At 68.0% G+C, this 21,193-nt stretch carries 23 protein-coding genes; 19 read left to right on the forward strand and 4 right to left on the reverse strand.

Features of this window, described 5'->3' with window-relative positions:
• Window positions 1-30: 30 nt before the first annotated feature.
• The 8 genes from AC1DVU_RS14820 (at window position 31) to AC1DVU_RS14855 (ending at window position 7,855) form a co-directional block, all read left to right on the forward strand.
• Window positions 31-375, forward strand: a complete 345-nt coding sequence (locus AC1DVU_RS14820; RefSeq protein WP_476923215.1) for a hypothetical protein — start codon at window positions 31-33, stop codon at window positions 373-375.
• Between the two features lie 59 nt (window positions 376-434).
• Window positions 435-2,732, forward strand: a complete 2,298-nt coding sequence (secD, locus tag AC1DVU_RS14825; RefSeq protein WP_476923216.1) for a protein translocase subunit SecD — start codon at window positions 435-437, stop codon at window positions 2,730-2,732.
• Window positions 2,733-2,763: 31 nt separating this feature from the next.
• Complete coding sequence (locus AC1DVU_RS14830) at window positions 2,764-3,270, forward strand: TM2 domain-containing protein (protein ID WP_476923217.1); 507 nt, start codon at window positions 2,764-2,766, stop codon at window positions 3,268-3,270.
• 63 nt (window positions 3,271-3,333) lie between these two features.
• Window positions 3,334-3,825, forward strand: a complete 492-nt coding sequence (locus AC1DVU_RS14835; protein ID WP_476923218.1) for a DUF6318 family protein — start codon at window positions 3,334-3,336, stop codon at window positions 3,823-3,825.
• A 308-nt stretch (window positions 3,826-4,133) separates the two neighbouring features.
• Window positions 4,134-4,544 (forward strand): hypothetical protein, encoded by a 411-nt coding sequence (locus AC1DVU_RS14840; protein WP_476923219.1) that lies wholly within the window; start codon window positions 4,134-4,136, stop codon window positions 4,542-4,544.
• A 44-nt stretch (window positions 4,545-4,588) separates the two neighbouring features.
• Window positions 4,589-5,965, forward strand: coding sequence for a cystathionine beta-synthase (locus AC1DVU_RS14845; protein ID WP_476923220.1), 1,377 nt, complete (start codon window positions 4,589-4,591; stop codon window positions 5,963-5,965).
• Window positions 5,966-6,044: 79 nt separating this feature from the next.
• Window positions 6,045-7,217, forward strand: coding sequence for a cystathionine gamma-synthase (locus tag AC1DVU_RS14850; protein WP_476923221.1), 1,173 nt, complete (start codon window positions 6,045-6,047; stop codon window positions 7,215-7,217).
• A gap of 11 nt (window positions 7,218-7,228) precedes the next feature.
• On the forward strand, window positions 7,229-7,855 hold the full coding sequence (locus tag AC1DVU_RS14855; protein WP_476923222.1) for a DUF998 domain-containing protein: 627 nt from the start codon (window positions 7,229-7,231) through the stop codon (window positions 7,853-7,855).
• Between the two features lie 6 nt (window positions 7,856-7,861).
• On the opposite strand, the gene AC1DVU_RS14860 is transcribed toward AC1DVU_RS14855, so the two are convergent.
• Window positions 7,862-9,205 (reverse strand): DNA recombination protein RmuC, encoded by a 1,344-nt coding sequence (locus tag AC1DVU_RS14860; RefSeq protein WP_476923223.1) that lies wholly within the window; start codon window positions 9,203-9,205, stop codon window positions 7,862-7,864.
• Between the two features lie 102 nt (window positions 9,206-9,307).
• Here AC1DVU_RS14860 and AC1DVU_RS14865 point away from each other — a divergent pair, with 102 nt between their 5' ends.
• From AC1DVU_RS14865 to tgt, 5 genes are read left to right on the forward strand one after another with little or no spacing between them, the layout of a single operon-like run.
• Window positions 9,308-9,928 (forward strand): NAD(P)H-dependent oxidoreductase, encoded by a 621-nt coding sequence (locus AC1DVU_RS14865; RefSeq protein WP_476923224.1) that lies wholly within the window; start codon window positions 9,308-9,310, stop codon window positions 9,926-9,928.
• Between the two features lie 10 nt (window positions 9,929-9,938).
• Complete coding sequence (locus tag AC1DVU_RS14870; protein WP_476923225.1) at window positions 9,939-10,586, forward strand: hypothetical protein; 648 nt, start codon at window positions 9,939-9,941, stop codon at window positions 10,584-10,586.
• Window positions 10,587-10,635: 49 nt separating this feature from the next.
• A complete protein-coding gene (locus AC1DVU_RS14875; protein ID WP_476923226.1) occupies window positions 10,636-11,040 on the forward strand; it encodes a tetratricopeptide repeat protein in 405 nt (134 codons plus the stop codon).
• Window positions 11,041-11,045: 5 nt separating this feature from the next.
• A complete protein-coding gene (locus AC1DVU_RS14880; protein WP_476923384.1) occupies window positions 11,046-11,699 on the forward strand; it encodes a M50 family metallopeptidase in 654 nt (217 codons plus the stop codon).
• A 4-nt stretch (window positions 11,700-11,703) separates the two neighbouring features.
• Window positions 11,704-12,894 (forward strand): tRNA guanosine(34) transglycosylase Tgt, encoded by a 1,191-nt coding sequence (gene tgt / locus AC1DVU_RS14885; protein WP_476923227.1) that lies wholly within the window; start codon window positions 11,704-11,706, stop codon window positions 12,892-12,894.
• 86 nt (window positions 12,895-12,980) lie between these two features.
• On the opposite strand, the gene AC1DVU_RS14890 is transcribed toward tgt, so the two are convergent.
• Window positions 12,981-13,706: a queuosine precursor transporter gene (locus AC1DVU_RS14890; protein WP_476923228.1), complete on the reverse strand. Its 726-nt coding sequence runs from the start codon at window positions 13,704-13,706 to the stop codon at window positions 12,981-12,983.
• Window positions 13,707-13,749: 43 nt separating this feature from the next.
• Between AC1DVU_RS14890 and AC1DVU_RS14895 the strand changes: the two genes are divergently transcribed.
• Window positions 13,750-15,003: a geranylgeranyl reductase family protein gene (locus AC1DVU_RS14895; RefSeq protein ID WP_476923229.1), complete on the forward strand. Its 1,254-nt coding sequence runs from the start codon at window positions 13,750-13,752 to the stop codon at window positions 15,001-15,003.
• Window positions 15,004-15,055: 52 nt separating this feature from the next.
• Here the strand turns inward: AC1DVU_RS14895 and AC1DVU_RS14900 are convergent, their stop codons facing one another.
• Window positions 15,056-15,517 carry a hypothetical protein gene (locus AC1DVU_RS14900; RefSeq protein WP_476923230.1) on the reverse strand — a complete coding sequence of 154 codons (462 nt, stop codon included), beginning with the start codon at window positions 15,515-15,517 and terminating at the stop codon, window positions 15,056-15,058.
• Window positions 15,518-15,672: 155 nt separating this feature from the next.
• On the opposite strand from AC1DVU_RS14900, the gene AC1DVU_RS14905 reads away from it, so the two are divergent.
• From AC1DVU_RS14905 to AC1DVU_RS14925, 5 genes are read left to right on the forward strand one after another with little or no spacing between them, the layout of a single operon-like run.
• A complete protein-coding gene (locus AC1DVU_RS14905) occupies window positions 15,673-17,325 on the forward strand; it encodes an FAD-binding dehydrogenase (RefSeq protein ID WP_476923231.1) in 1,653 nt (550 codons plus the stop codon).
• A 22-nt stretch (window positions 17,326-17,347) separates the two neighbouring features.
• Complete coding sequence (locus tag AC1DVU_RS14910; protein WP_476923232.1) at window positions 17,348-18,172, forward strand: aldo/keto reductase; 825 nt, start codon at window positions 17,348-17,350, stop codon at window positions 18,170-18,172.
• A gap of 16 nt (window positions 18,173-18,188) precedes the next feature.
• Window positions 18,189-18,584 carry a DUF1304 domain-containing protein gene (locus AC1DVU_RS14915; protein ID WP_476923233.1) on the forward strand — a complete coding sequence of 132 codons (396 nt, stop codon included), beginning with the start codon at window positions 18,189-18,191 and terminating at the stop codon, window positions 18,582-18,584.
• Window positions 18,585-18,626: 42 nt separating this feature from the next.
• A complete protein-coding gene (locus tag AC1DVU_RS14920; protein WP_476923234.1) occupies window positions 18,627-19,442 on the forward strand; it encodes an exodeoxyribonuclease III in 816 nt (271 codons plus the stop codon).
• Between the two features lies 1 nt (window position 19,443).
• Window positions 19,444-20,655 (forward strand): APC family permease, encoded by a 1,212-nt coding sequence (locus AC1DVU_RS14925; RefSeq protein WP_476923235.1) that lies wholly within the window; start codon window positions 19,444-19,446, stop codon window positions 20,653-20,655.
• Here AC1DVU_RS14925 and AC1DVU_RS14930 read toward each other — a convergent pair whose 3' ends face one another.
• Window positions 20,656-21,093: a histone H1-like repetitive region-containing protein gene (locus tag AC1DVU_RS14930; RefSeq protein ID WP_476923236.1), complete on the reverse strand. Its 438-nt coding sequence runs from the start codon at window positions 21,091-21,093 to the stop codon at window positions 20,656-20,658.
• Window positions 21,094-21,193: the final 100 nt, after the last annotated feature.

The following is a 21,193-nucleotide window of genomic DNA, read 5'->3' on the forward strand; positions in this document are numbered from 1 at the left end:
CGGCCGTCTCGCCTCACGTACACTCGCCAGATGTTCTCGAGGCAGGCAGCGCGCCGCATCGCCGCTGCCCTGACGGCGGCGCTCGTCGCCGTCCTGCTCGTGACATTCGGCGGGCCGACCCGTGCCCCTGCCCAGCGACTCACAGTTGTCGGCACGAGTCACGCCGGCGCCGCCGCCAAGGCCACGCGGGCGCCGCAAGCCGTGCTCGCCGCCCATCACCACCAGGCACCGCTGCACCTCGACCTCGCCTCGACTCCCCCGAGCGATACATCAGGTGTACGCCTGACTGTCGCCGTCGCGACCCCGGAAGCCGTTGTCGTACGCACCGGGAGTGACGTCGTCACCCCCACCGGACGGGCGCCGCCGGCTCTCTGAGCCCGCGCCATCCACCCGTCCCTCCCACGCCGCTTCGGCGTGCCCTCGAAAGCTGACCCATGTCTCGTGCCCCCATGTGGCGCGCCGTCGCCGCATTCGCCGTCGTCGCCATCTCCCTCCTGCTCGCCCTCACCAGCTCGGCCAAGCTCGGCCTCGACCTCAAGGGCGGCACCCAGATCGTCCTGCAGACCAAGGACTCCGACCGGGTCGACGCCAACGCCGAGTCGACCGACCGTGCGCTCAGCGTGCTGCGCGGTCGCGTCGATGCGCTGGGCGTGGCCGAGCCGACGCTGGCGCGGTCCGGCGACACCCGCATCATCGTCGAGCTGCCCGGCGTGCAGGACCCTCGCGAGGCAGCCAAGGTCATCGGCCAGACCGCCCAGCTGTCGTTCCACGAAGTGCTGCGAGTGCCATCCACCCCCGACGAGAAACCGTCGGAGGGCGAACAGCTCCTCAAGGACGAGAGCGGCGCACCGCTGATCGTCGGCAAGGCTTTGCTCGACGGCAACGGGGTCAAGGACGCCGCTGCGCAGTCCGACCCGCAAAGCCTCGGGCAGTGGACGGTCGACGTCGAGTTCAACGGCCAGGGCGGTGGCGGGTGGAAGCAGCTGGTGTCCGACGCCTGCGCCAACCCGAACGCCGGCAACCGGGTCGCGATCGTGCTCGACGACAAGGTCATCTCGTCGCCGGGAGTCGTGCCGCAGCTGTGCAGCTCCGGCGGGGGCAGCCGCACCAGCATCACGGGTGACTTCAGCCAGGCCGAGGCGAAGGACCTCGCCGTGCTGATCAAGGGCGGTGCGCTGCCGGTGCCCGTCGAGGTCATCGAGCAACGGACGGTCGGCGCAACCCTCGGTGACGTGGCGATCAAGGCGTCGATCGAGGCGGCGATCATCGGCATCATCTTGACCGGCCTGTTCATCATGTTCGTCTACCGCCTGGTTGGCCTCCTGGCCACGATCGCGCTCGGCACGTACGCCTTGATCTCGTACGGACTGCTGGTCTGGCTCGGCGCGACCCTGACGCTTCCGGGTCTGGCCGGATTCGTGCTCGCGATCGGCCTTGCGATCGACGCCAACGTGCTGGTGTTCGAGCGCGCACGGGAGGAGTACGCCGAGCGCACGGCCGGCGGCCTCTCCCCCGCCCTCAACACCGGCTTCAACAAGGCCTGGTCGGCAATCATCGACTCCAACGTCACGACCTTGCTGGCGGCGGCGCTGCTGTTCTTCTTTGCCTCCGGCCCGGTCAAGGGCTTCGGCGTGACGCTGTCGATCGGCGTCATCGCCTCGATGGTCTCCGCCCTGGTCATCGCGCGCGTCCTCACCGAGTGGGCGATGCGTCGGTCGTTCGTCCGCAAGCGTCCTGGGATCAGCGGGATCGCCGGCACCGGGCGCATCCGGAAGTGGTTGACCGAGAGCGGACCGGACCTCATGAAGCGCAGCGGCACCTGGATCGCGGCGACCCTCGTCATCGCGGTGCTCTCGATCGGCGGCATCGCGCTGCGGGGGCTCAACCTCGGCGTCGAGTTCACCGGCGGGCGCCTGCTGGAGTTCTCGACGTCGCAGCAGGTCGACGTCGAGGATGCCCGCGAGGCCGTCAGCGATGCGGGCTTCGCCAAGGCCGTGGTGCAGTCGTCGTCGGGCGAGGGAGACCTGGAGAACATCACGGTCCGGGTCGAGGACGTCTCGAACGACGAGGCGGCCGAGATCCAGGACGCCCTCGCCAGTGTCGCCGGCAACGTCGAGAAGGAGCGCGACGAGCTCGTGGGCCCCAGCCTCGGCAAGGAGCTGCGCGACAAGGCGCTCATCGCGTTCGGCATCGCGATCGCTGCGCAAATGATCTATCTCGCGTGGCGATTCCGTTGGACGTACGCCGCTGCGGCCGTGCTCTCGATGATGTCGGTCGTGCTGACCGTGGTCGGCGCGTTCGCGTGGTGGGGCAAGCCGATCGACGGCGTGTTCCTTGCCGCGGTGCTGTCGATCATCGGCCTCGCGGTCAACGACACGATCGTGGTGTTCGACCGCATCCGCGAACACACCCGTGAGAACCGCAAGAGGCCGCTGCGCGAGGTGGTCAACGAGGCGATCCTGCAGACCATCCCCCGCACGATCAACACCGGACTCGGCGCAATGTTCATCCTGGCGGCACTCGCGGTGCTGGGCGGCGACTCGCTGACCGACTTCGCGATCGCGCTGCTGCTCGGGCTGTCGGTCGGCATCCTGTCGACGATCTTCACGGCATCGGCGCTGGCGGTGGTGCTCGAGGAGCGGTGGCCGTACGACCCCACGGAGCCCGGCAAACGCGTCATCGACCCGTACGCCAACGTCGACGACGGCCGATCGACCGGCGCGGTCGTGTGAGAGCAGGGGTGGGGACCCATAGGGTGGGCGCATGACGTCGACCCCGCCCGAGCAGCCCGAGTCCGACCGCAACGAGCCGACCGTTCCGCTGGAGGGCGGCGAGCCCGACTACGGCCGGGTCAACCCGCCACCGCCGCCGCAGGGCCAGACGCCTCCACCTCCGCCACCGCAGGGCCAGACGCCTCCGCCACCGCCGCCGGGCGGGTATGGCCCGCCTCCGGGCCATCAACCGCCGCCGGGCGGGTATCCCCCGCCTCCGGGCCAGGCGTACGGTGCGAGCCCCAGCGCTCCGTGGGGCGTGCATCCGGTGACGGGCGTCCCGTACTCGGACAAGCAAAAACTCGTTGCCGGGCTCCTGCAGATCCTGGTGCCGCTCGGCATCGGCCGGTTCTACATCGGTGACACCAACAAGGGCGTCGCGCAGCTCCTCGTCACGATCTTCACCTGCGGCATCGGCGCGCTGTGGCCGTTCATCGACGGCATCATCATGCTCGCGGGTGAGCCGAACGATGCAGCGGGTCGACCTCTTCGTCCCTGAGAGTTCTCCACAGGGTTACGCCGGGGGCTGACAGAACCGCGCGCGTTTCGGTAGTTTCTCGGCATGCGATTCGGGGGAATTGTTCTGGCGGTGTTGCTGACCCTTGGCGCGTGCTCCTCCGATCCTGAACCCAAGGAACCGAAGCGCACCGCCACCTCGGCGACGCCGACCGCGACCCCGCCGACGATGCCCGCGCAGGCAAAGGAAGACACGCCCGAGGGCGCCGCCGCCTTCGTCAAGCACTACATCGACGTCTTCAACTACGCCGCCACAACAGGCGATACTCGCCGCCTCAAGGCCTTGTCTTCAGACTGCGCGCCATGCGAGAGCTACGCCAAGGAGTTCGAGGACACCTACGCACGAGGTGATTACTTTTCGGACGACCTCTGGTCTATGAAGGACCTTCGCCTCGAAGTCTTCACCAACAAAATCGAGGCGACCGTTGACGTAGGAGCGACGGAAAAGAACGAGCCGGTCACGTACACACTGATGTTTACGACACCGCGAAAGCCGCCGTTCACCGTGAAAAGCATCGTTCAACTGGAGGACGAGTGAGAGGTGCATTTTTCGGCGCAGTCGCGCTGATCGTGCTTTGCATTCCATCGATCGCTTTCGCAGGCACCGAGGTCAAGCCCGACAAGGCGAAGCCAAGCCTTCACATGGAAGTCATCCGCCGACTCCAGGGCGACAGTTCTCACTCTGGCCAGCCAGTTTCAGACGCTCCTGGCGAAACACCAATATTGACGATGCACTGCGACGGGACAGGACCGTCCGTGTCATGCGGCGATTCGTTCTCCACACTCCCCGGACGCCCCGATCGAGATGAAGACGCGGAGCTGACTGAGGGTGACATTGTGCGGGCGGTGCGGGAGATCGGGCTGCCGAGTCTGAAGGTCAGGATCCAGCCTGGCGAGGAGACGCTCGTCAACATCGAGACGATCTTCTACACACAGCCGCAGCCCTTCGAACGCAGCATCACGCTGCTGGGCTTCGACATCGACCTGGTGGCCTCACCGGTCCGCTACACCTGGGTCCACGACGACGGCACCGTCTCGACGACCAGCCGCCCGGGCAAGCCCTACCCGGCGATGGACGTGACCCATCGCTACCGCGAGCCGGCCGAAGACGTACGTCCGCGCGTCGACGTGACCTATCGCGTTCGCTATCGCGTCGACGGTGGAGCGTGGCAGACCATCGGGCAGACGCTGCAGGCATCGGGACCCGCGGCAGAGCTCGACGTTCGGGAGGCCGCACCCGTCCTCACGAAGCCGTGACGACGTGAGGATCTCGCTGAGCGTACGAGTGCAAGAATGACGACATGCCCATTGCAAACCACATCGTTGAGCTGATCGGCAACACCCCGCTGGTCCGTCTCAACTCGGTCACCTCCGCGGGATCCGCGACCGTGGCCGCCAAGATCGAGTACCTCAACCCCGGCGGGAGCGCCAAGGACCGCATCGCGGTCAAGATGGTCGACGCCGCAGAAGCCTCAGGAGCCCTCAAGCCCGGCGGCACGATCGTCGAGCCGACATCTGGCAACACCGGAGTCGGGCTCGCGCTGGTCGCCCAGCAGCGCGGCTACCACTGCATCTTCGTGTGCCCCGACAAGGTCAGCGAGGACAAGCGCAACACCATGCGGGCCTATGGGGCCGAGGTCGTGGTGTGCCCCACCGCCGTCCCGCCGGATCACCCCGACAGCTACTACAACGTCTCGGACCGCCTCGTGCGCGAGACCGAAGGCGCCTGGAAGCCCGACCAGTACTCCAACCCCGCCGGCCCCGAGAGCCACTACGAGACGACCGGCCCTGAGATCTGGGCTGACACCGACGGCAAGGTGACGCACTTCGTCGCCGGCGTCGGCACCGGCGGCACGATCACCGGTGCGGGCCGCTACCTCAAGGAGGTCTCCGGCGGCAAGGTCAAGGTCATCGGCGCCGACCCCGAAGGCTCCGTCTACTCAGGCGGCACCGGCCGGCCCTACCTGGTCGAAGGCGTCGGCGAGGACTTCTGGCCCAGCGCGTACGACCCGGCCGTACCCGACCAGATCATCGCAGTGAGCGACGCCGACTCCTTCGACATGACCCGCCGCCTCGCCCGCGAGGAAGGTCTCCTCGTCGGCGGCTCGTGCGGCATGGCGACCGTCGCGGCGCTGCAGGTGGCCGAGGAAGCCGGGCCCGACGCCCTCGTCGTCGTGCTGCTGCCGGACGGTGGCCGCGGCTACCTCTCCAAGGTCTTCAACGATGACTGGATGTCGTCCTACGGATTCCTGCGCGAGCCGCTCGACGGCAAGGTGCACGAGATGACCGTCGGCGACCTCCTGCGCACGAAGTCGGGTGGCATGCCCGACCTCGTGCACACGCACCCGTCGGAGACCATCCGCGACGCGATCGAGATCCTCCGCGAGTACAACGTCTCGCAGATGCCGGTCGTCGGACCCGAGCCGCCAGTTGTCATCGGCGAGGTCGCGGGCAGCGTCAACGAACGCGCGCTGATCAGCGCCGTGTTCGAGGGCCGCGCCCTGCTGACCGACCCCGTCTCCCAGCACATGGAGCCGCCGCTCCCGCTGCTCGGCTCGGGCGAGAGCCTCGACGACGCCCTCAAGGCGCTCCACGACAGCGACGCCGTCATGGTGATCGAGGACGGCAAGCCCCTCGGTGTCCTGACCCGTCACGACCTCCTTGGGGTGCATGTATGAGCAAGCGCCAGCGAGCGAACAATGTGGCAGCACTCATGCCGGCATCTCCGTATCGTGGGTTTCTGACGGGGGTGGCGGTATGAGCGAGAAACGGAGCATGCAGGACGAGGGTGCCTGGCAGGGTTTCGCGACCCGGGCGATTCACGCGGGCTATGAGCCCAACGCCGAGAACGGCGCGGTCAACGTGCCGATCTACGCCTCCTCGACGTTCGCCCAGGACGGCGTCGGAGGTATGCGGGCTGGCTACGAGTACGCCCGCACCGGCAACCCCACCCGCACGGCGCTCGAGGCCAACCTCGCCGCGCTCGAGGGCGGCGCCCATGGCCGCGCGTTCAGCTCCGGCATGGCGGCCACCGACTGCGCCATCCGCGCGCTGCTGCGCCCCGGCGATCACCTCGTGATCCCCGACGACGCCTACGGCGGCACCTTCCGCCTGATCGACAAGGTGTTCACCCAGTGGGGCATCACCTACTCGGTCGCAGCGGTCCACGACCTCGACGCGATCCGGGCGGCGATCAGGCCCGAGACCAAGGCCGTGTGGATCGAGACGCCGACGAACCCTGTGCTGAATGTTGGCGACATCGCCGCGATCAGCGAGATCGCCCACGCCGCCAACGCCAAGTTCGTCGTCGACAACACCTTCGCCTCGCCCTACCTCCAGCAGCCGCTGGAGCTCGGGGCCGACATCGTGCTGCACTCGACGACGAAGTACCTCGGCGGCCACTCCGACGTCGTGGGTGGAGCCCTCGTGACCGACGACGACGAGCTCGACACCGCGTTCGCGTTCCTGCAGAACGGCGCCGGCGGCGTGCCTGGTCCGTTCGATGCCTATCTGACGATGCGCGGGGCCAAGACGCTCGCGGTGCGCATGGACAAGCACTGCGACAACGCCGAAGCAGTCGTGGACTTCCTGCAGGGACACCAGGCGATCGCGTCGATCCTCTACCCCGGCCTGCCGGAGCACCCGGGCCACGAGGTCGCGGCGAAGCAGATGCGCCGGTTCGGCGGAATGGTCTCCGTACGCCTCAAGGGCGGCAAGCAGGCGGCGCTGGACTTCTGCGCCCGCACCGAGCTGTTCACCCTGGCGGAGAGCCTCGGCGGCATCGAGTCGCTCATCGAGCACCCTGGCGCGATGACGCACGCCTCGACCGCAGGGTCCCTGCTGGAGGTGCCGGATGACCTCGTACGCCTGTCCGTCGGCATCGAGGACATCAGCGACCTGATCGGCGACCTGGAGCAGGCCCTCCGCTGACGCACAGGGGCGTGGCCCTCGGCAGGGCCGCGTGGGCGCTGCAACCGCTGTACGTCGTCCTCGAAGTCGTTGTCGGACTCCGGGCTTCGATGGCCTCGCGGGACTACACCTTCACCGATTCGACGATCAGCGACCTCGGAAACACTTCCTGCCGGATGATCCGCGGCGACCTGTTGTGCTCGCCGTGGCACGTGACCATGAACATCGGGTTCATCTGGTTCGGGGCGACGCTGGCACTGGGCGCGCTCCTGCTCGGCTCCCGCACTCTGCCTGGCGGGATGGGTGTGTCAGCCGTTGCGGTCTGGTGCGTCTCCGGTCTCGGATCCATCGGCGTTGGCTTCGTGCCGGTCAACGAGAACGGCGATCTCCACGGGCTCGTTGCGCTGCCGATCTTCCTCGCCCAACCAGTGGCACTGCTGCTCACGGCATTGAGCCTGTGGGCGGTTCGACCCGCGCTTGGCCGCGCCACGCTCGTCGTGGCTGCACTGTCAGCCGCGGGCGTCATCGGCTTTGCGGGGATCTTGGTTGCTGACGGGTCAGCCGCACTGGGCGCGTTCGAACGCCTTGCCGTGTGGCCCGGCTACGTGTGGGTCGGTGTCATCGCCCTGACCACCGCGAGCCGGGCAACCACACGATAGGACAGGTCAGGCCGTCCGCTCGTCTTCGTCGGCGATCGGCAGGCCGACCTGCTCGAAGTCGATCTCGGGCCGGGCGATGCCGGTCTCCTCGAGCGCCGTGAACTCGCTCGCGGTGAGCCGGCGGGTGTCGCCCTCGATCTGCTTGACCTCGCCGAGCAGCCTGGCCTCGTCGATGCCGTCCAGCCGGCGTGCCGTCACCAGCACGCGGCCCTCGAGCGACCCGGCGAAGTCGTTGTAGGACCGGACAGTGGTCTCGATCGAGCGGCCGAGCTTGGACACGTGGTCCGACAGCTTGCCGAGACGCTTGTAGAGCTCGCGGCCGAGGTCGACCAGCTCCTGGGCGTTCTCGGCGAGGTCCTCCTGCTTCCACGTCAGAGCGACGGTCTTGAGCGTGGCCCACAGGTTGACCGGCGTGGCCAGCACGATGCCGCGGCTGAAGGCGTACTCCAGCAGGGTGGGGTCGGCGTCGAGGGCAGTGTTGAGGATCGCCTCGCTCGGGATGAACGCGATCGTGTATTCCGGGCTGACCGGCAGACCCGTCCAGTACTCCTTGCCGGCCAGCGCGTCGACGTGCCCGCGGACCTGCTTGGCGTGCTGCGTCTGAAGGGTCTTGCGCTCGGCCTCGCTGATGTCCTCGCGGAACGAGTCGATGAACGCGCTGAACGGCACCTTGGAGTCGATCGCGACCTGCTTGCGTCCGGGCAGCTTGATCACCATGTCCGGGCGACGTGCGCCGGAATCGGCCGAGATCGACTCCTGCACGGAGTAGTCGATGCGGTTGAGCAGCCCCGCCGACTCGACCAGCGTCTTGAGCTGGAGCTCGCCATAGGCCCCGCGTACAGAGTTGTTGCGCAGAGCGGCCGACAGCGTCTCGGCGGCCATCTTGGACTGCTCGGCGCTCTGCCGGGTCGCCCGGATCTGGGCGGCGAGGTCACCGTGCTGCTCGCTGCGCTGCTTCTCGAGGTCGAGCACCTTCTGCTGCATGTCCTTGAGCTGCGCCGCGACCGGCGCGAGCTTCTCGAGCACCTTGCTCTCGGTCTGGGCGGACGCCTCACGCTGACGGTTCTCGTTGCGGTGCGTCTCGAGTGCATGACGGTATTGCTCCTGCGCCTGCACGAGCTGCTCGCGGAGACCCTCGACGGACGCCTGGGCGGCGGCGAGCTGCTGCTCGACCTCAGCACGCACCATCGCCTCGTCGTGACGCAGCTGGGAGACCACCGCGGCATGCCGTGCCTCGAGCACCTCGGGGTCGACGCCCACCTGACCGGCATCGCCACTCGCTCGGCCGAACAGCCAGCCTCCGACGAGGCCGAGCGCGAGTCCGACGAGAAGCACGATGACGAGGTCCATGGGGTCAGTGTCGCAACCAGGACCGACACAATCGTGGAGACAGGCCGATGACACGCCCGATCACCCAGCGCGAACCGGCCGCGACTGCCAGAATCGTCAACCATGGCGACCGTGATGCTCCTGCTGGCCCATCCGCGCGCCACGAGCTATTGCCACGCCTTGGCCGAACGCATCAGTGAGCGGCTGCTCGACCTCGGCCACGAAGTGCGATCCCACGACCTGTACGCCGAGCTGTTCGACCCGGTGCTCACTGCCGAGGAGTCGCACACCAGCGGCGAGACGATCGAGTCGATCCTCGCGCGTGAGAACGACCCGATGGTGGCACTGCACCGCGAGGAGCTGCGCCTCGCTGAGGGCCTTGTCGTCGTGCACCCCAACTGGTGGGGCATGCCGCCCGCGATCCTCACGGGATGGATCGACCGCGTCGTCGTCCCGGGCGTCGCCTATCGACTCGCCGAGGCCACCGGCTACCCCGAACCGCTCGCGCCGATCTCCGAGCTGTTCGTCGTCAACACCTCCGACACGACCGACGAGCGGGAGCGCGACCTCTACAAGGATCCGCTGGCGTCGATCTGGGGGCGCTGCGTCGCCCCCTACCTCGGCGGACCGCGGGTCACCCGCACGGTGCTCCGCCCGGTCGGCGACTCCTCCCCCGAGCAGCGCGAAACCTGGCTCGCGGACGTCGACGCGCTCGCAGCCAAGACATTCGGGACCGCCATCTAGTCTGGCCGGTATGTCTCGACGTCACGGATTCCTCGGTGAGGTGTCCTGGTTCCAGCTCGCCGCAAGCGTCCTGGCCGCCGTCACGGCTGCCTGGATCGCGTCATCGCTCGGTGTCGCGGGCACCTTGGTCGGCGCCGCCGTCGGCAGTGCTGTCGTCACGCTCACGTCGGCGTTCTACGCCCGTACGCTCGACAAGGGGCGCACCCTGCTCGTCACCACCGCCAGTGGCACGGTGATCCAGCGGCGGGTCGAGGAGGACGGCCAGATCGCCGAGACCCTCGACCAGGCCGCGGAGGACGCGCCGGTCAAACGTGCGGAGTTCGTCCCGGACGAGTCCCCACCACGGCTGCACTGGAAGACCATCGTCGTCACGACCGTCGTCGTCCTGGCTCTGGCGCTCGCGGCCATCACGACGTACGAGCTGGTGACCGACCGTACGCTCGACGGCTCGAAGGGCACGACCATCGGCGACACCTTCGGCGGCAGCAAGGGCAAGGACGACCCGAAGCCGAGCGATCCGACGACTGAGCCCTCGACGACAGAACCCACGACACCGCCGACGACGACCCCGACGCCTGCTGCCACGACACCGACACCAACCCCCTCAGTCACGACTCCGACCCCACCGCCAACCGAGTCGACCGAACCGGTGGAATGAACCCCGTCATCGCGACGTTGACCCGGCCGACGCCCTGGAAGGAGGCTTCATGACCATCTACCTGACCCCGAACATCAGCGACGACAAGATCGAGTCGCTCGACCTGTTCGACGCCTACCGCTACGGCGAGGAACTCCTCGACTCGCGCTTCCCCCGCGATGCCGCACGAGTGCTCCGCAAGGTGGTCGAAGCCGAGCCCGACAACTCCGCAGCATGGGAGCTGCTGGGTCGCGCCCACTTCGCGGCGGCGCACCTCCCGCCCGCCGAGGAGGCGTTCCGCCGGCTCGTCGAGCTGGAGCCCACGAGCATGTGGGCGCAGACCGCCCTCGGCCTGACGCTCGACCGGCAGAGCCGCCACAGCGAGGGTGCCCTGCACCACCGGGTAGCCGCGGCAATGGGCGCCTCGGAGCGTGACGCCACCCGCGTCGAGCTCGTCGACCGGCAGACCGGCTGACGGTCCTGGAAACCCACCAGGCCGCCGCCGCGAGCGCTGTCGCGCTGGTCGTCGTCCCACCCGTGTGGCGGATGACCAGGCACCTCGTGACATTGGTGCACGAGGCCGGGCATGCGGTCGTCGCGGTGCTCACGGGCCGGCGACTCAACGGCATACGGCTGCACAGCGACACCTCGGGGCTGACCGTCTCCAGCGGAAAGCCCCGAGGTGTCGGCATGATCGCGACGGCCGCTGCCGGTTACCTCGCACCGGCGGCCCTGGGACTCGGATCGGTGCTGCTCGTCGACGGCGGACACACTCCGTGGGCGTTGTATGCCGGCCTGACGACGCTCGCCCTGATGCTTCTGTACATCCGCAACTGGTTCGGGCTCGTCGTCGTCGGGCTCAGTGGTGCAGGCGTGGGGTTGCTGATCTGGCGCGCGCCCGAGCGGGTGCAGGACTTCGCCGCCTTGGCGTTCGCCTGGTTCCTCCTCGTCGCCGCCCCCCGCATGACGCTCGACCTCTGGGCACATCGCCGGCGGATGCGCACGCGTACGACCGACGCCGACATCCTCGCCCGGCTGACGTTCCTGCCCGCACCGGTGTGGAACGCGATCTTCCTGCTGCTCACGCTCGGCGCGCTGGTTGGCGCTGTACGCGTGGCAGACCTGATTGGATAGCCGGGTGTTCACCGTCGGCAAGGAGCTCGAGGGCGCGCTCGGGCGCAGCGGCACGATCTCGACCCCGCACGGCGAGATCCGCACCCCAGCCTTCATCCCGGTCGGCACGCGGGCGACGGTCAAGGCCGTCCTGCCTGAGGCGATGGCCGACCTCGGGGCGCAGGCGCTGCTCGCGAATGCGTACCACCTCTACCTGCAGCCCGGCGCCGACATCATCGACGAGGCCGGCGGCCTTGGTGCGTTCATGAACTGGCACGGGCCCACGTTCACCGACTCCGGCGGGTTCCAGGTGCTCTCGCTGGGCGCCGGGTTCAAGAAGACGCTCTCCATGGACTCGCACACCGTGCAGCCCGACGACGTCATCGCCGAGGGCAAGGATCGGCTCGCGCTGGTCGACGACGACGGCGTCACGTTCACTTCGCACCTCGACGGCTCCAAGCACCGTTTCACCCCCGAGGTGTCGATGCAGATCCAGCACCAGCTCGGCGCCGACATCATGTTCGCGTTCGACGAGCTCACGACGCTGATGAACTCGCGCGGCTACCAGGAGGAGTCGATCAAACGTACGCAGGCCTGGGCCGAGCGATGCATCGCCGAGCATCAACGGCTCTCCGCCGAGCGCGCCCACAAACCGCCGCAGGCGCTGTTCGGCGTCGTGCAGGGCGCGCAGCACGAGGACCTGCGTCGCGCGGCGGCACGCGGGCTCGTGGGGCTTGACTTCGACGGCTATGGCGTTGGAGGTGCGATCGAGAAGGAGAACCTCGGCACGATCGTGCGGTGGGTCAACGAGGAGCTGCCCGACGACAAACCACGTCACCTTCTCGGCATCAGCGAGCCCGACGACCTGTTCACCGCTGTCGAGAACGGCTGCGACACGTTCGACTGCGTCTCGCCGTCACGGGTCGCCCGGTCGTCGCGGGTGTATGCCATGACGGGCCGCTACAACCTCAACGTCGCGGCGTCCCGGCGCGACTTCGGGCCGATCGATCCCGAGTGCGACTGCTACACGTGCGGGCACTACTCCAAGGCGTACCTGCACCACATGTTCAAGACCAAGGAGTACGTCGCCGCGACACTCGCGACGATCCACAACGAGCGGTTCACGGTGCGCCTCGTCGACGACATGCGGACCCACATCGAAGCCGGCACGTTCGCCGAGTTCAAGCAGGAGTTCCTCGCCAAGTTCTACGGCTGAGGTGGTCTCGATACTGGCCCTCGTTCCTCGGGCCAACTCGACCACCGAGTTGTCGCCGGTCGAGTAGACCACGTCAGCCGAAAGACTCACGCCCAGTAGGACGGCTCGCGGTCCTTGAGCAGCTTGATGACGAGCATCGTGACCGGCATGACGATGAGCTCGACGGCGCACTTGAAGACGAACCCGACGACGAAGTAGTTGACGAACTGCCCACCCGTCGTGATGCCGATCGCCGACGCCGCGATGGCGCAGAAGATGAAGGTGTCGGCGGCTTCGCCAACGCCTGTCGAGCTCGCCAGCCGCCGGAACAGGCCGGGCTCGGAGCTGCGGGCCTTCATGCGTACGAGCACCCACGAGTTGAGGAACTGGCCGGTGAGGTACGCGATCATCGACGCCGCGACGATCTGCAGCCCTGACCACACGACGCTCTCGAACGCGTCCTGGTTCTCGTAGAACCCGGCGCCGGGCAGCTTCATGACGATCAGGAATGTCGCGAACGTCATGATCGCCGTGCCGAAGCCCACCAGGATCGCGCGCCGCGCGGCCTTGAAGCCGTACACCTCCGACATGACGTCGCCGAGGATGTACGCCAGCGGGAACAGCACGGCTCCCCCGTCGGAGATGACCGGCCAGATCTGGACGGGGCCGAGCGAAAGGTCACCCGAACCGAACTCCGTCGCCTTGGTCGCGGCGATGTTGGACACGACGAGCACCACGCAGAACACCGCGAGGATGACGTCGTAGTAGGACGATCCTCGGGACGCGTAGTGGATCTCGCGGTCGGGCTGAGCAGCGGTTTCCTGCGATGTCATGGGTGACATCCAACCATGTGGCGACCTCTGGGAGAATCGACTCATGACCGCCGCCCTGCCGACACGTACGGACGTGCTCGTCGTCGGCGCCGGTCCCGCAGGCTCGGCCGCTGCCGCCTGGACCGCACGCTTCGGCATGGACACCGTGCTGGCCGACGCCGCGACGTTCCCCCGCGACAAGACCTGCGGCGACGGGCTCACGCCTCGCGCGATCGCCGAGCTGCAGCGCCTGGGCCTCGAGGAGTGGGTACGCGGTCACGGCACCAACCGCGGGCTCCGTGCCTCCGGCTTCGGCCAGGAGCTGCTGCTGCCCTGGCCCGGCGGATCGCTGCCCGACTGGGGCTCCGCAGTCCCCCGCACCGAGCTCGACGACAAGATCTTCCGCGTCGCCCTCGAGTCCGGCGCGACACCGATGGAGGGCGCTCGCGCTGTCGACGCCGAGCGCGATGCCTCCGGCAAGGTCACCTCGGTGACGTTCCACCTCGGCAAGGACCGCACGCCGCACACGATCCAGTGCGACCGGCTCGTGGTCGCCGACGGCGTACGTTCCCCGCTGGGCCGCGTGCTCGGCCGCGAGTGGCACCGCGACACGGCGTACGGCGTCGCCGGTCGTTCGTACGTCAAGTCCGGACGCAGCGACGATCCGTGGATCTCCTCGCACCTCGAGCTCCGTGGCGAGGACGACGAGCTGCTGCCCGGCTACGGCTGGATCTTCCCGCTCAGCGACGGCGAGGTGAACCTCGGCGTCGGCGCACTCGCCACCGCGAAGCGACCTGCTGACCTGCAGATCCGCCCGCTGATGGAGTACTACGCGGGCCTCCGCCGCGAGGAATGGGACCTGAGCGGTGAACTCCGTATGCCCACCAGCGCCCTGCTGCCCATGGGAGGCGCGGTCTCCGGCGTGGCCGGCCCCAACTGGATCCTCGTCGGTGACGCGGCCGGCTGCGTCAACCCGCTCAACGGCGAAGGCATCGACTACGGCCTCGAGACCGGCCGGGTCGGCGCCGAGCTCATGCGCGCACACGCCGACCTGCAGCACGCCTGGCCGGCCCTGCTCACGACGCACTACGGCGAGGCGTTCTCGATCGCCCGCCGCCTCGCCGGGCTCATCACCGTCCCCCGGCTGCTGCCCACGGCGGGGCCCATCGGCATGCGGTCGCACCGGCTCATGACGTTCGCCCTGCGGGTCATGGGCAACCTCGTCACGGACGAGGACCGCGACTTCACTGCCCGGCTGTGGCGCTGGGCCGGACGCCAGTCCGTACGCCTCGACGACCGGCCACCCTTCACGTCCTGATCCGGACATGCGAAAGGCCCGGCCGGAGCCGGGCCCTTCGTGGATCAGTCGGTCACGCAGCAGGCGGCGTGTCCTTCTTGTTGAGATCTGGCATCTTCTCGCCCGACTCCTTGAACAGCAAGAAGGTGAACGCGGTCAGCGCGATCGTCGTGATGAACAGCGCCCATCCCGACCAGCCAGGTCCGACGTCGACGATGCCGCCGTCGTCATACGTGAAAGCGCGGAGGATGATCAGCAAGGTGCCGAGACCGGCAGCAGCGAGCGCCACCAGGCTCCACGGGACGGTATCGGGAAGGTTCTCGCTGGCGAACGCCTTGATCGCAATGATCACCGTCGCTGCGATCACGAGGAGGACACCGAGCGTGGCGTAGCTGTCCCACGCGCTCGTTCCCGCGGACACTGGTCCGGCGTCAATCGTCACGTAGCTCCCGAAGAACGACAGGATGATCGAGAGCCCACCGGCGATGAGCGCTCCCTGCGTGTTTCTGTCCAGAGACTTGAAGTCAACGGCCATGGTAAATCTTCTCCCAACGATGAATGTTAGGGCTGAATCTAGACCCATAACGCTCCTATACGACAGCAATTTCACCGGTTCAAACACCGTGTCGCACCGCCGCTCAGTTGGCCGCCGCGGCATCGCGTGAGCCCGCGTAGGACACAATCTGCGTCATGGATGCTGATGTCATCGTCGTCGGAGCGGGCCTCGCAGGCCTCGTCGCCACCGCAGAGCTCGTCGAAGCCGGCCGCAAGGTCATCCTCGTGGACCAGGAGGGCGAGCAGGGCATCGGCGGTCAGGCCTTCTGGTCCTTCGGCGGCCTGTTCTTCGTCGACTCGCCGCAGCAGCGCCGCATGGGCATCAAGGACTCGGTCGATCTCGCGATGCAGGACTGGATGGGCAGCGCCCAGTTCGACCGCGACGAGGACCACTGGCCGCGGCAGTGGGCCGAGGCGTACGTCAACTTCGCGGCAGGCGAGAAGCGCGCCTGGCTCAAGGAACGGGGCCACAGCGTGTTCCCGGTTGTCGGTTGGGCCGAGCGCGGCGGCGGGCTGGCCAGCGGTCACGGCAACTCGGTACCCCGCTTCCACATCACCTGGGGCACCGGCCCCGGCATCGTCGAGCCCTTCGAGAAGCTCGTGCGAGCAGGGCACGACCAAGGCCTGGTGCAGTTCGCGTTCCGCCACCGGGTCGACGAGCTGATCGTCAGCGACGGCGTCGTGACCGGCGTACGCGGGCAGGTCCTCGAGCCGACTGACGCCGAGCGTGCAGCACCCACATCGCGTACGTCGGTCGGTGAATTCGAGCTGACGGCGCAGGCGGTCATCGTGACCTCCGGCGGCATCGGCGGCAACCACGATCTCGTACGCGCCAACTGGCCCGACCGCCTCGGCACTCCCCCGCAGCACATGATCTCCGGCGTCCCCGCCCACGTCGACGGCCGCATGCTCGGCATCGCGGAGGAGGCCGGCGCGAGCCACATTAACCGCGACCGGATGTGGCACTACGTCGAGGGCATCAAGAACTGGGACCCGATCTGGCCACACCACGGCATCCGCATCCTGCCCGGGCCGTCGTCGATCTGGCTCGACGGCGCCGGCAAGCGGCTGCCGATTCCGGGCCTGCCGGGCTTCGACACCCTCGGCACCCTCAAGCTGCTGCGCCAGAGCGGCCACGACCACTCGTGGTTCGTGCTGACACAGGCGATCATCGAGAAGGAGTTCGCCCTCTCCGGGCAGGAGCAGAACCCTGACCTGACCGGCAAGAGCGTGCGCGAGCTGGTCAAGCAGCGCCTCGCCAAGGGCGCCACCGGGCCCGTCGAGGCGTTCAAGTCCAAGGGCGAGGACTTCATCGTGGCCGACACGATCGAGGAGCTCGTTGCCGGCATGAACGCGCTGACGCCAGATGCTCCCGTCGACCTCGAGGACGTACGCCGTCAGGTCGCCGAGCGCGACCGCGAGCTCGACAACGCGTTCACCAAGGACCTGCAGATCGCCGCGCTCAAGCAGGCGCGGAGCTATCGCGGCGACAAGCTCATCCGGGTTGCGTCCCCGCACAAGATCCTCGACCCCTCGAAGGGGCCGCTGATCGCCGTACGCCTGCATGTCCTGACCCGCAAGTCCCTCGGTGGCCTCGAGACGAACCTCGACTCACAGGTCCTTGGAGCCGACGGCTCGCCGCTCGCCGGGCTGTATGCCGCGGGCGAGGTCGCCGGCTTCGGTGGTGGTGGCGTGCATGGCTACAACTCCCTCGAGGGAACGTTCCTCGGCGGCTGCATCTTCAGCGGCCGGGCCGCCGGCCGAGCCGCCGCCAAGCAGGTGGGCTGAGGTCCGGCGTAGGTTTGGAGACATGGATACTGCACCGCTGCTGGAGCTCAACGACGGACGCCAGATGCCGGTCCTCGGCTTCGGGACCTACTCCATCAAGGATCCCCAGGTCTTCGTCGAGGCGATCGACACCGGATACCGACTGCTGGACACCGCGACGCGCTACGAGAACGAGACGGAGGTGGGCCGCGGCATCGCCGACTCGCCGGTCTCCCGCGATGAGCTGTTCGTCACGACCAAGCTGCCCGGTCACGCACACGGGTCGCAGGGCCCGCGCATCGAGCTGACCGCATCGCTCGAACGCCTCGGGCTCGACCATGTCGATCTCTACCTGATCCACTGGCCGCTCCCTCGCATCGACAAGTACGTCGACACCTGGCAGGCCATGATCGAGCTCCGCGACGAGGGGCTGACGCGGTCAATCGGCGTCTCCAACTTCCTCCCCGAGCACCTCAGCCGGCTCATCGCGGAGACCGGGGTGACACCGGCGGTCAACCAGGTCGAGCTGCATCCCTACTTCCCGCAGGCCGAGCAGCGCGCCGCTGACGAGGGATACGGCATCATCACGCAGAGCTGGACGCCCATCGGCCGTGGCAGCGACCTGCTCGACAACCCGGTGCTCGCCGAGATCGGCGCCAGGCACGGCAAGTCGCCCGCGCAGGTTGTGCTCCGCTGGCACACGCAGATCGGCGCCGCCCCGATCCCGAAGTCGGAGACGCCCGAGCGGTTCCGCAGCAACCTCGACATCTTCGACTTCGAGCTCGACCAGGACGACCTCGACCGCATCGCGAGTCTCGACACCGGCCAGCGCATCGGCGGCGATCCCCGTACGCACGAGGAGTTCTGACCGCTAGGTTCTTCGCATGACCGTCCTCGCGCTGATCTTCGCGGGCATCGCTGCCCTGCTGCACGTGCTGTTCTTCAAGCTGGAGTCCCTCGACTGGCGCAAGCCGAAGACGTGGAAGACGTTCGGGCTGGCGTCTCAGGCCGACGCCGACACGACCGCCTCCCTGGCGTTCAACCAGGGCTTCTACAACCTCTTCCTCGCGATCGGCACCTTCGTCGGCATCGGTCTCATCACGTTCTGCGACAGCCACGACACGATGGGCTGGACCCTCATCGTCTTCGCGTGCGGCAGCATGCTCGCCGCGGCCGTCGTGCTGATCTCCAGCGGCGGCAAGTCGTATGCCCGCGCGGCCGCGATCCAGGGCGTACCCGCGCTCCTCGCCGTCGCCACGAGCCTCATCGCCGCCAACTGAGACCCGCGCAAAACGGTCGGAGCCGCCGACTAGGGTGATGCCGTGCTTCGTATCGCCACCGTCAACGTCAACGGCATCCGCGCCGCCCACAACAAGACCCGGGGGCAGACCCTCGGATTCGGCGACTGGCTCGCCGATCGAGGCGCCGACATCGTGACGCTGCAAGAGGTCCGGGCACCTGACGCGATCGTCCACGAGCTGACTGCTGACGCCGGCTATCACGTCGTCCACGCAGAGGCTGCAGCCAAGGGACGCGCCGGTGTCGCCGTGCTCAGCCGGGCCGAGCCCAAGGACTTCCGCGTCGGCAATGGCGATGACTACTTCCACGACTCCGGCCGCTGGATCGAAGCTGACATCCCGCTGTCGGACGGATCGATCCTGACGACCGTGTCGGCATACGTCCACTCCGGTGAGGCCGGCACGCCGCGTCAGGAGGACAAGTACCGATTCCTCGAGCAGATGGCCACACGGCTCGCCGAGATCCGTGCGACCGGCAACCACGGCGTCGTCACCGGCGACCTCAACGTGGGCCACACCGAGCGCGACATTCGCAACTGGAAGGGCAACGTCAAGAAGGCCGGCTTCCTGCCCGAGGAGCGCGCCTACTTCGACCGCTACTTCGGCGAGCTCGGTTGGGTCGACGTGCACCGCACCCTGGCCGGCGACGTCGACGGGCCCTACACGTGGTGGTCCATGCGTGGTCAGGCCTACGACACCGACACCGGCTGGCGCATCGACTACCAGATCGCGACGCCCGAGCTCGCTGCCTCAGCTCGTGAGGCCGTCGTCGACCGGGCACCCAGCTGGGCCGAGCGCTGGTCCGATCACGCTCCCCTGGTCATCGACTACGACCTCTGACATGACCGCATCGCTCGATCGCCGCCTCGGGCTCGTCGGCTCGGTGGCGGTCGGCATGAGCGCCATGATCGGCGCCGGGCTGTTCGTGGTGTTCCCGCCAGCGGTGTCGGCGGCCGGCGACGGGCTCCTCGCCGCACTCGCGATCGCGGCGGTAGTCGCGGCCTGCAACGCCATCTCGTCGGCACGCCTGGCCCGCCGACACCCGGTGGCCGGTGGCACGTACGTCTACGGCCGCGAACGGCTCGGTCCGTTGTGGGGCTACCTCGCCGGCTGGTCGTTCATCGCCGGAAAGGTCGCGTCCTGCGCGGCGATGGCATTCGCCCTGGGCAGTTATCTGTGGCCCGACCACGCGCGGCTCGGCGCTCTCGCGGCGGTCGTGGTCTTCACGGCCGTCAACCTCGCCGGCGTCGAGAAGTCCGCGGCGGTCAGCATCCCGCTCGTCACCGCGGTCGTCTTGATCGTGGTCATCGCGGTGGTCGTGATGTTCTCCGGCCATGGCACCGCGACCCCAGACCTTCCGACTACATCCGGCGGCGTGCTCGAGGCCGCAGGGCTGCTGTTCTTCGCGTTCGCTGGATATGCCCGCCTCGCCACGCTCGGTGAGGAGGTGCGCGAACCCGCTCGGACGATCCCGCGAGCCATCGCCGTGACGTTCGTCCTGGTGCTCGCGCTCTACGCAGCGGCTGCGCTTGCGCTACTGCACGTGCTCGGCGCCTCGGAGCTCGCCGACTCCGTCCGGCCGTTCGTCGCAGGCGTCGACGCGGTCGACGCGCATGGCCTGGTGCCGTTGGTGCTGGTCGGGGCCGCACTGGCCGCCGGAGGAGCGCTTCTGTCCCTGATGCTGGGCGTCTCACGCACGACGCTGGCGATGGCCCGCGACGGGCACCTTCCGCACGGGCTCGCGGCCGTCAGTGAGCGCACCCGGGTGCCCCACGTCGCGGAGATCGCGGTCGGTGTCGTGGTCGCAGCTCTGATCTGCCTCGGTGACCTGGTCACGAGCGTCGCCTTCTCGTCGTTCTGCGTGCTCGTCTACTACGCGATCGCCAATGCCTCAGCCTGGACGCTCAGCCGCGCGGTCGGGCCGCGCCTCGTCTCGGCGCTCGGCCTGGCCGGTTGCACCGCGCTGGCGCTGAGTCTCCCGCTTTCCACCGTCGTCACGGGTGCCGCTGTCGTCGCCGCCGGCGCTGTGATCTACGCCGTGCGACGTCGCTAGCTAGCCGCTGGCCGCTTTCTTCGCCGTCGCCTTCTTGGCGGTCGTCTTCTTGGCGGTCGTCTTCTTGGCGGTCGCCTTCTTCGCCGGCGACTTCTTGGCAGCCACCTTCTTGGCGGTCACCTTCTTCGCCGGCGACTTCTTGGCAGCCACCTTCTTGGCAGTCACCTTCTTCGCCGGCGTCTTCTTGGCGGTCACCTTTTTGGCGGTCACCTTCTTGGCGGTCACCTTCTTCGCCGGCGACTTCTTGGCAGCCACCTTCTTGGCAGTCACCTTCTTCGCCGGCGACTTCTTGGCGGCCACCTTCTTCGTGGCGACCTTCTTCGCGGTCGACTTCTTGGCGGTCACCTTCTTCGCCGGTGCCTTCTTCGCGGTCGCCTTCTTGGCGGTGGTCTTCTTTGCGGTCGCCTTCTTCGCGGCCGCCACGCTCGAGTCGCTCATCGCTACCTCCGTGTCATGTGCAGCGTAAACCCGGATTCCGGAAAATTCCGCGGAACGGCAACGATGAACACAACGCACACAAGTTGAAGGTTGCATAACC

It is taken from the genome of Aeromicrobium sp. P2_G6 (assembly GCF_056403535.1).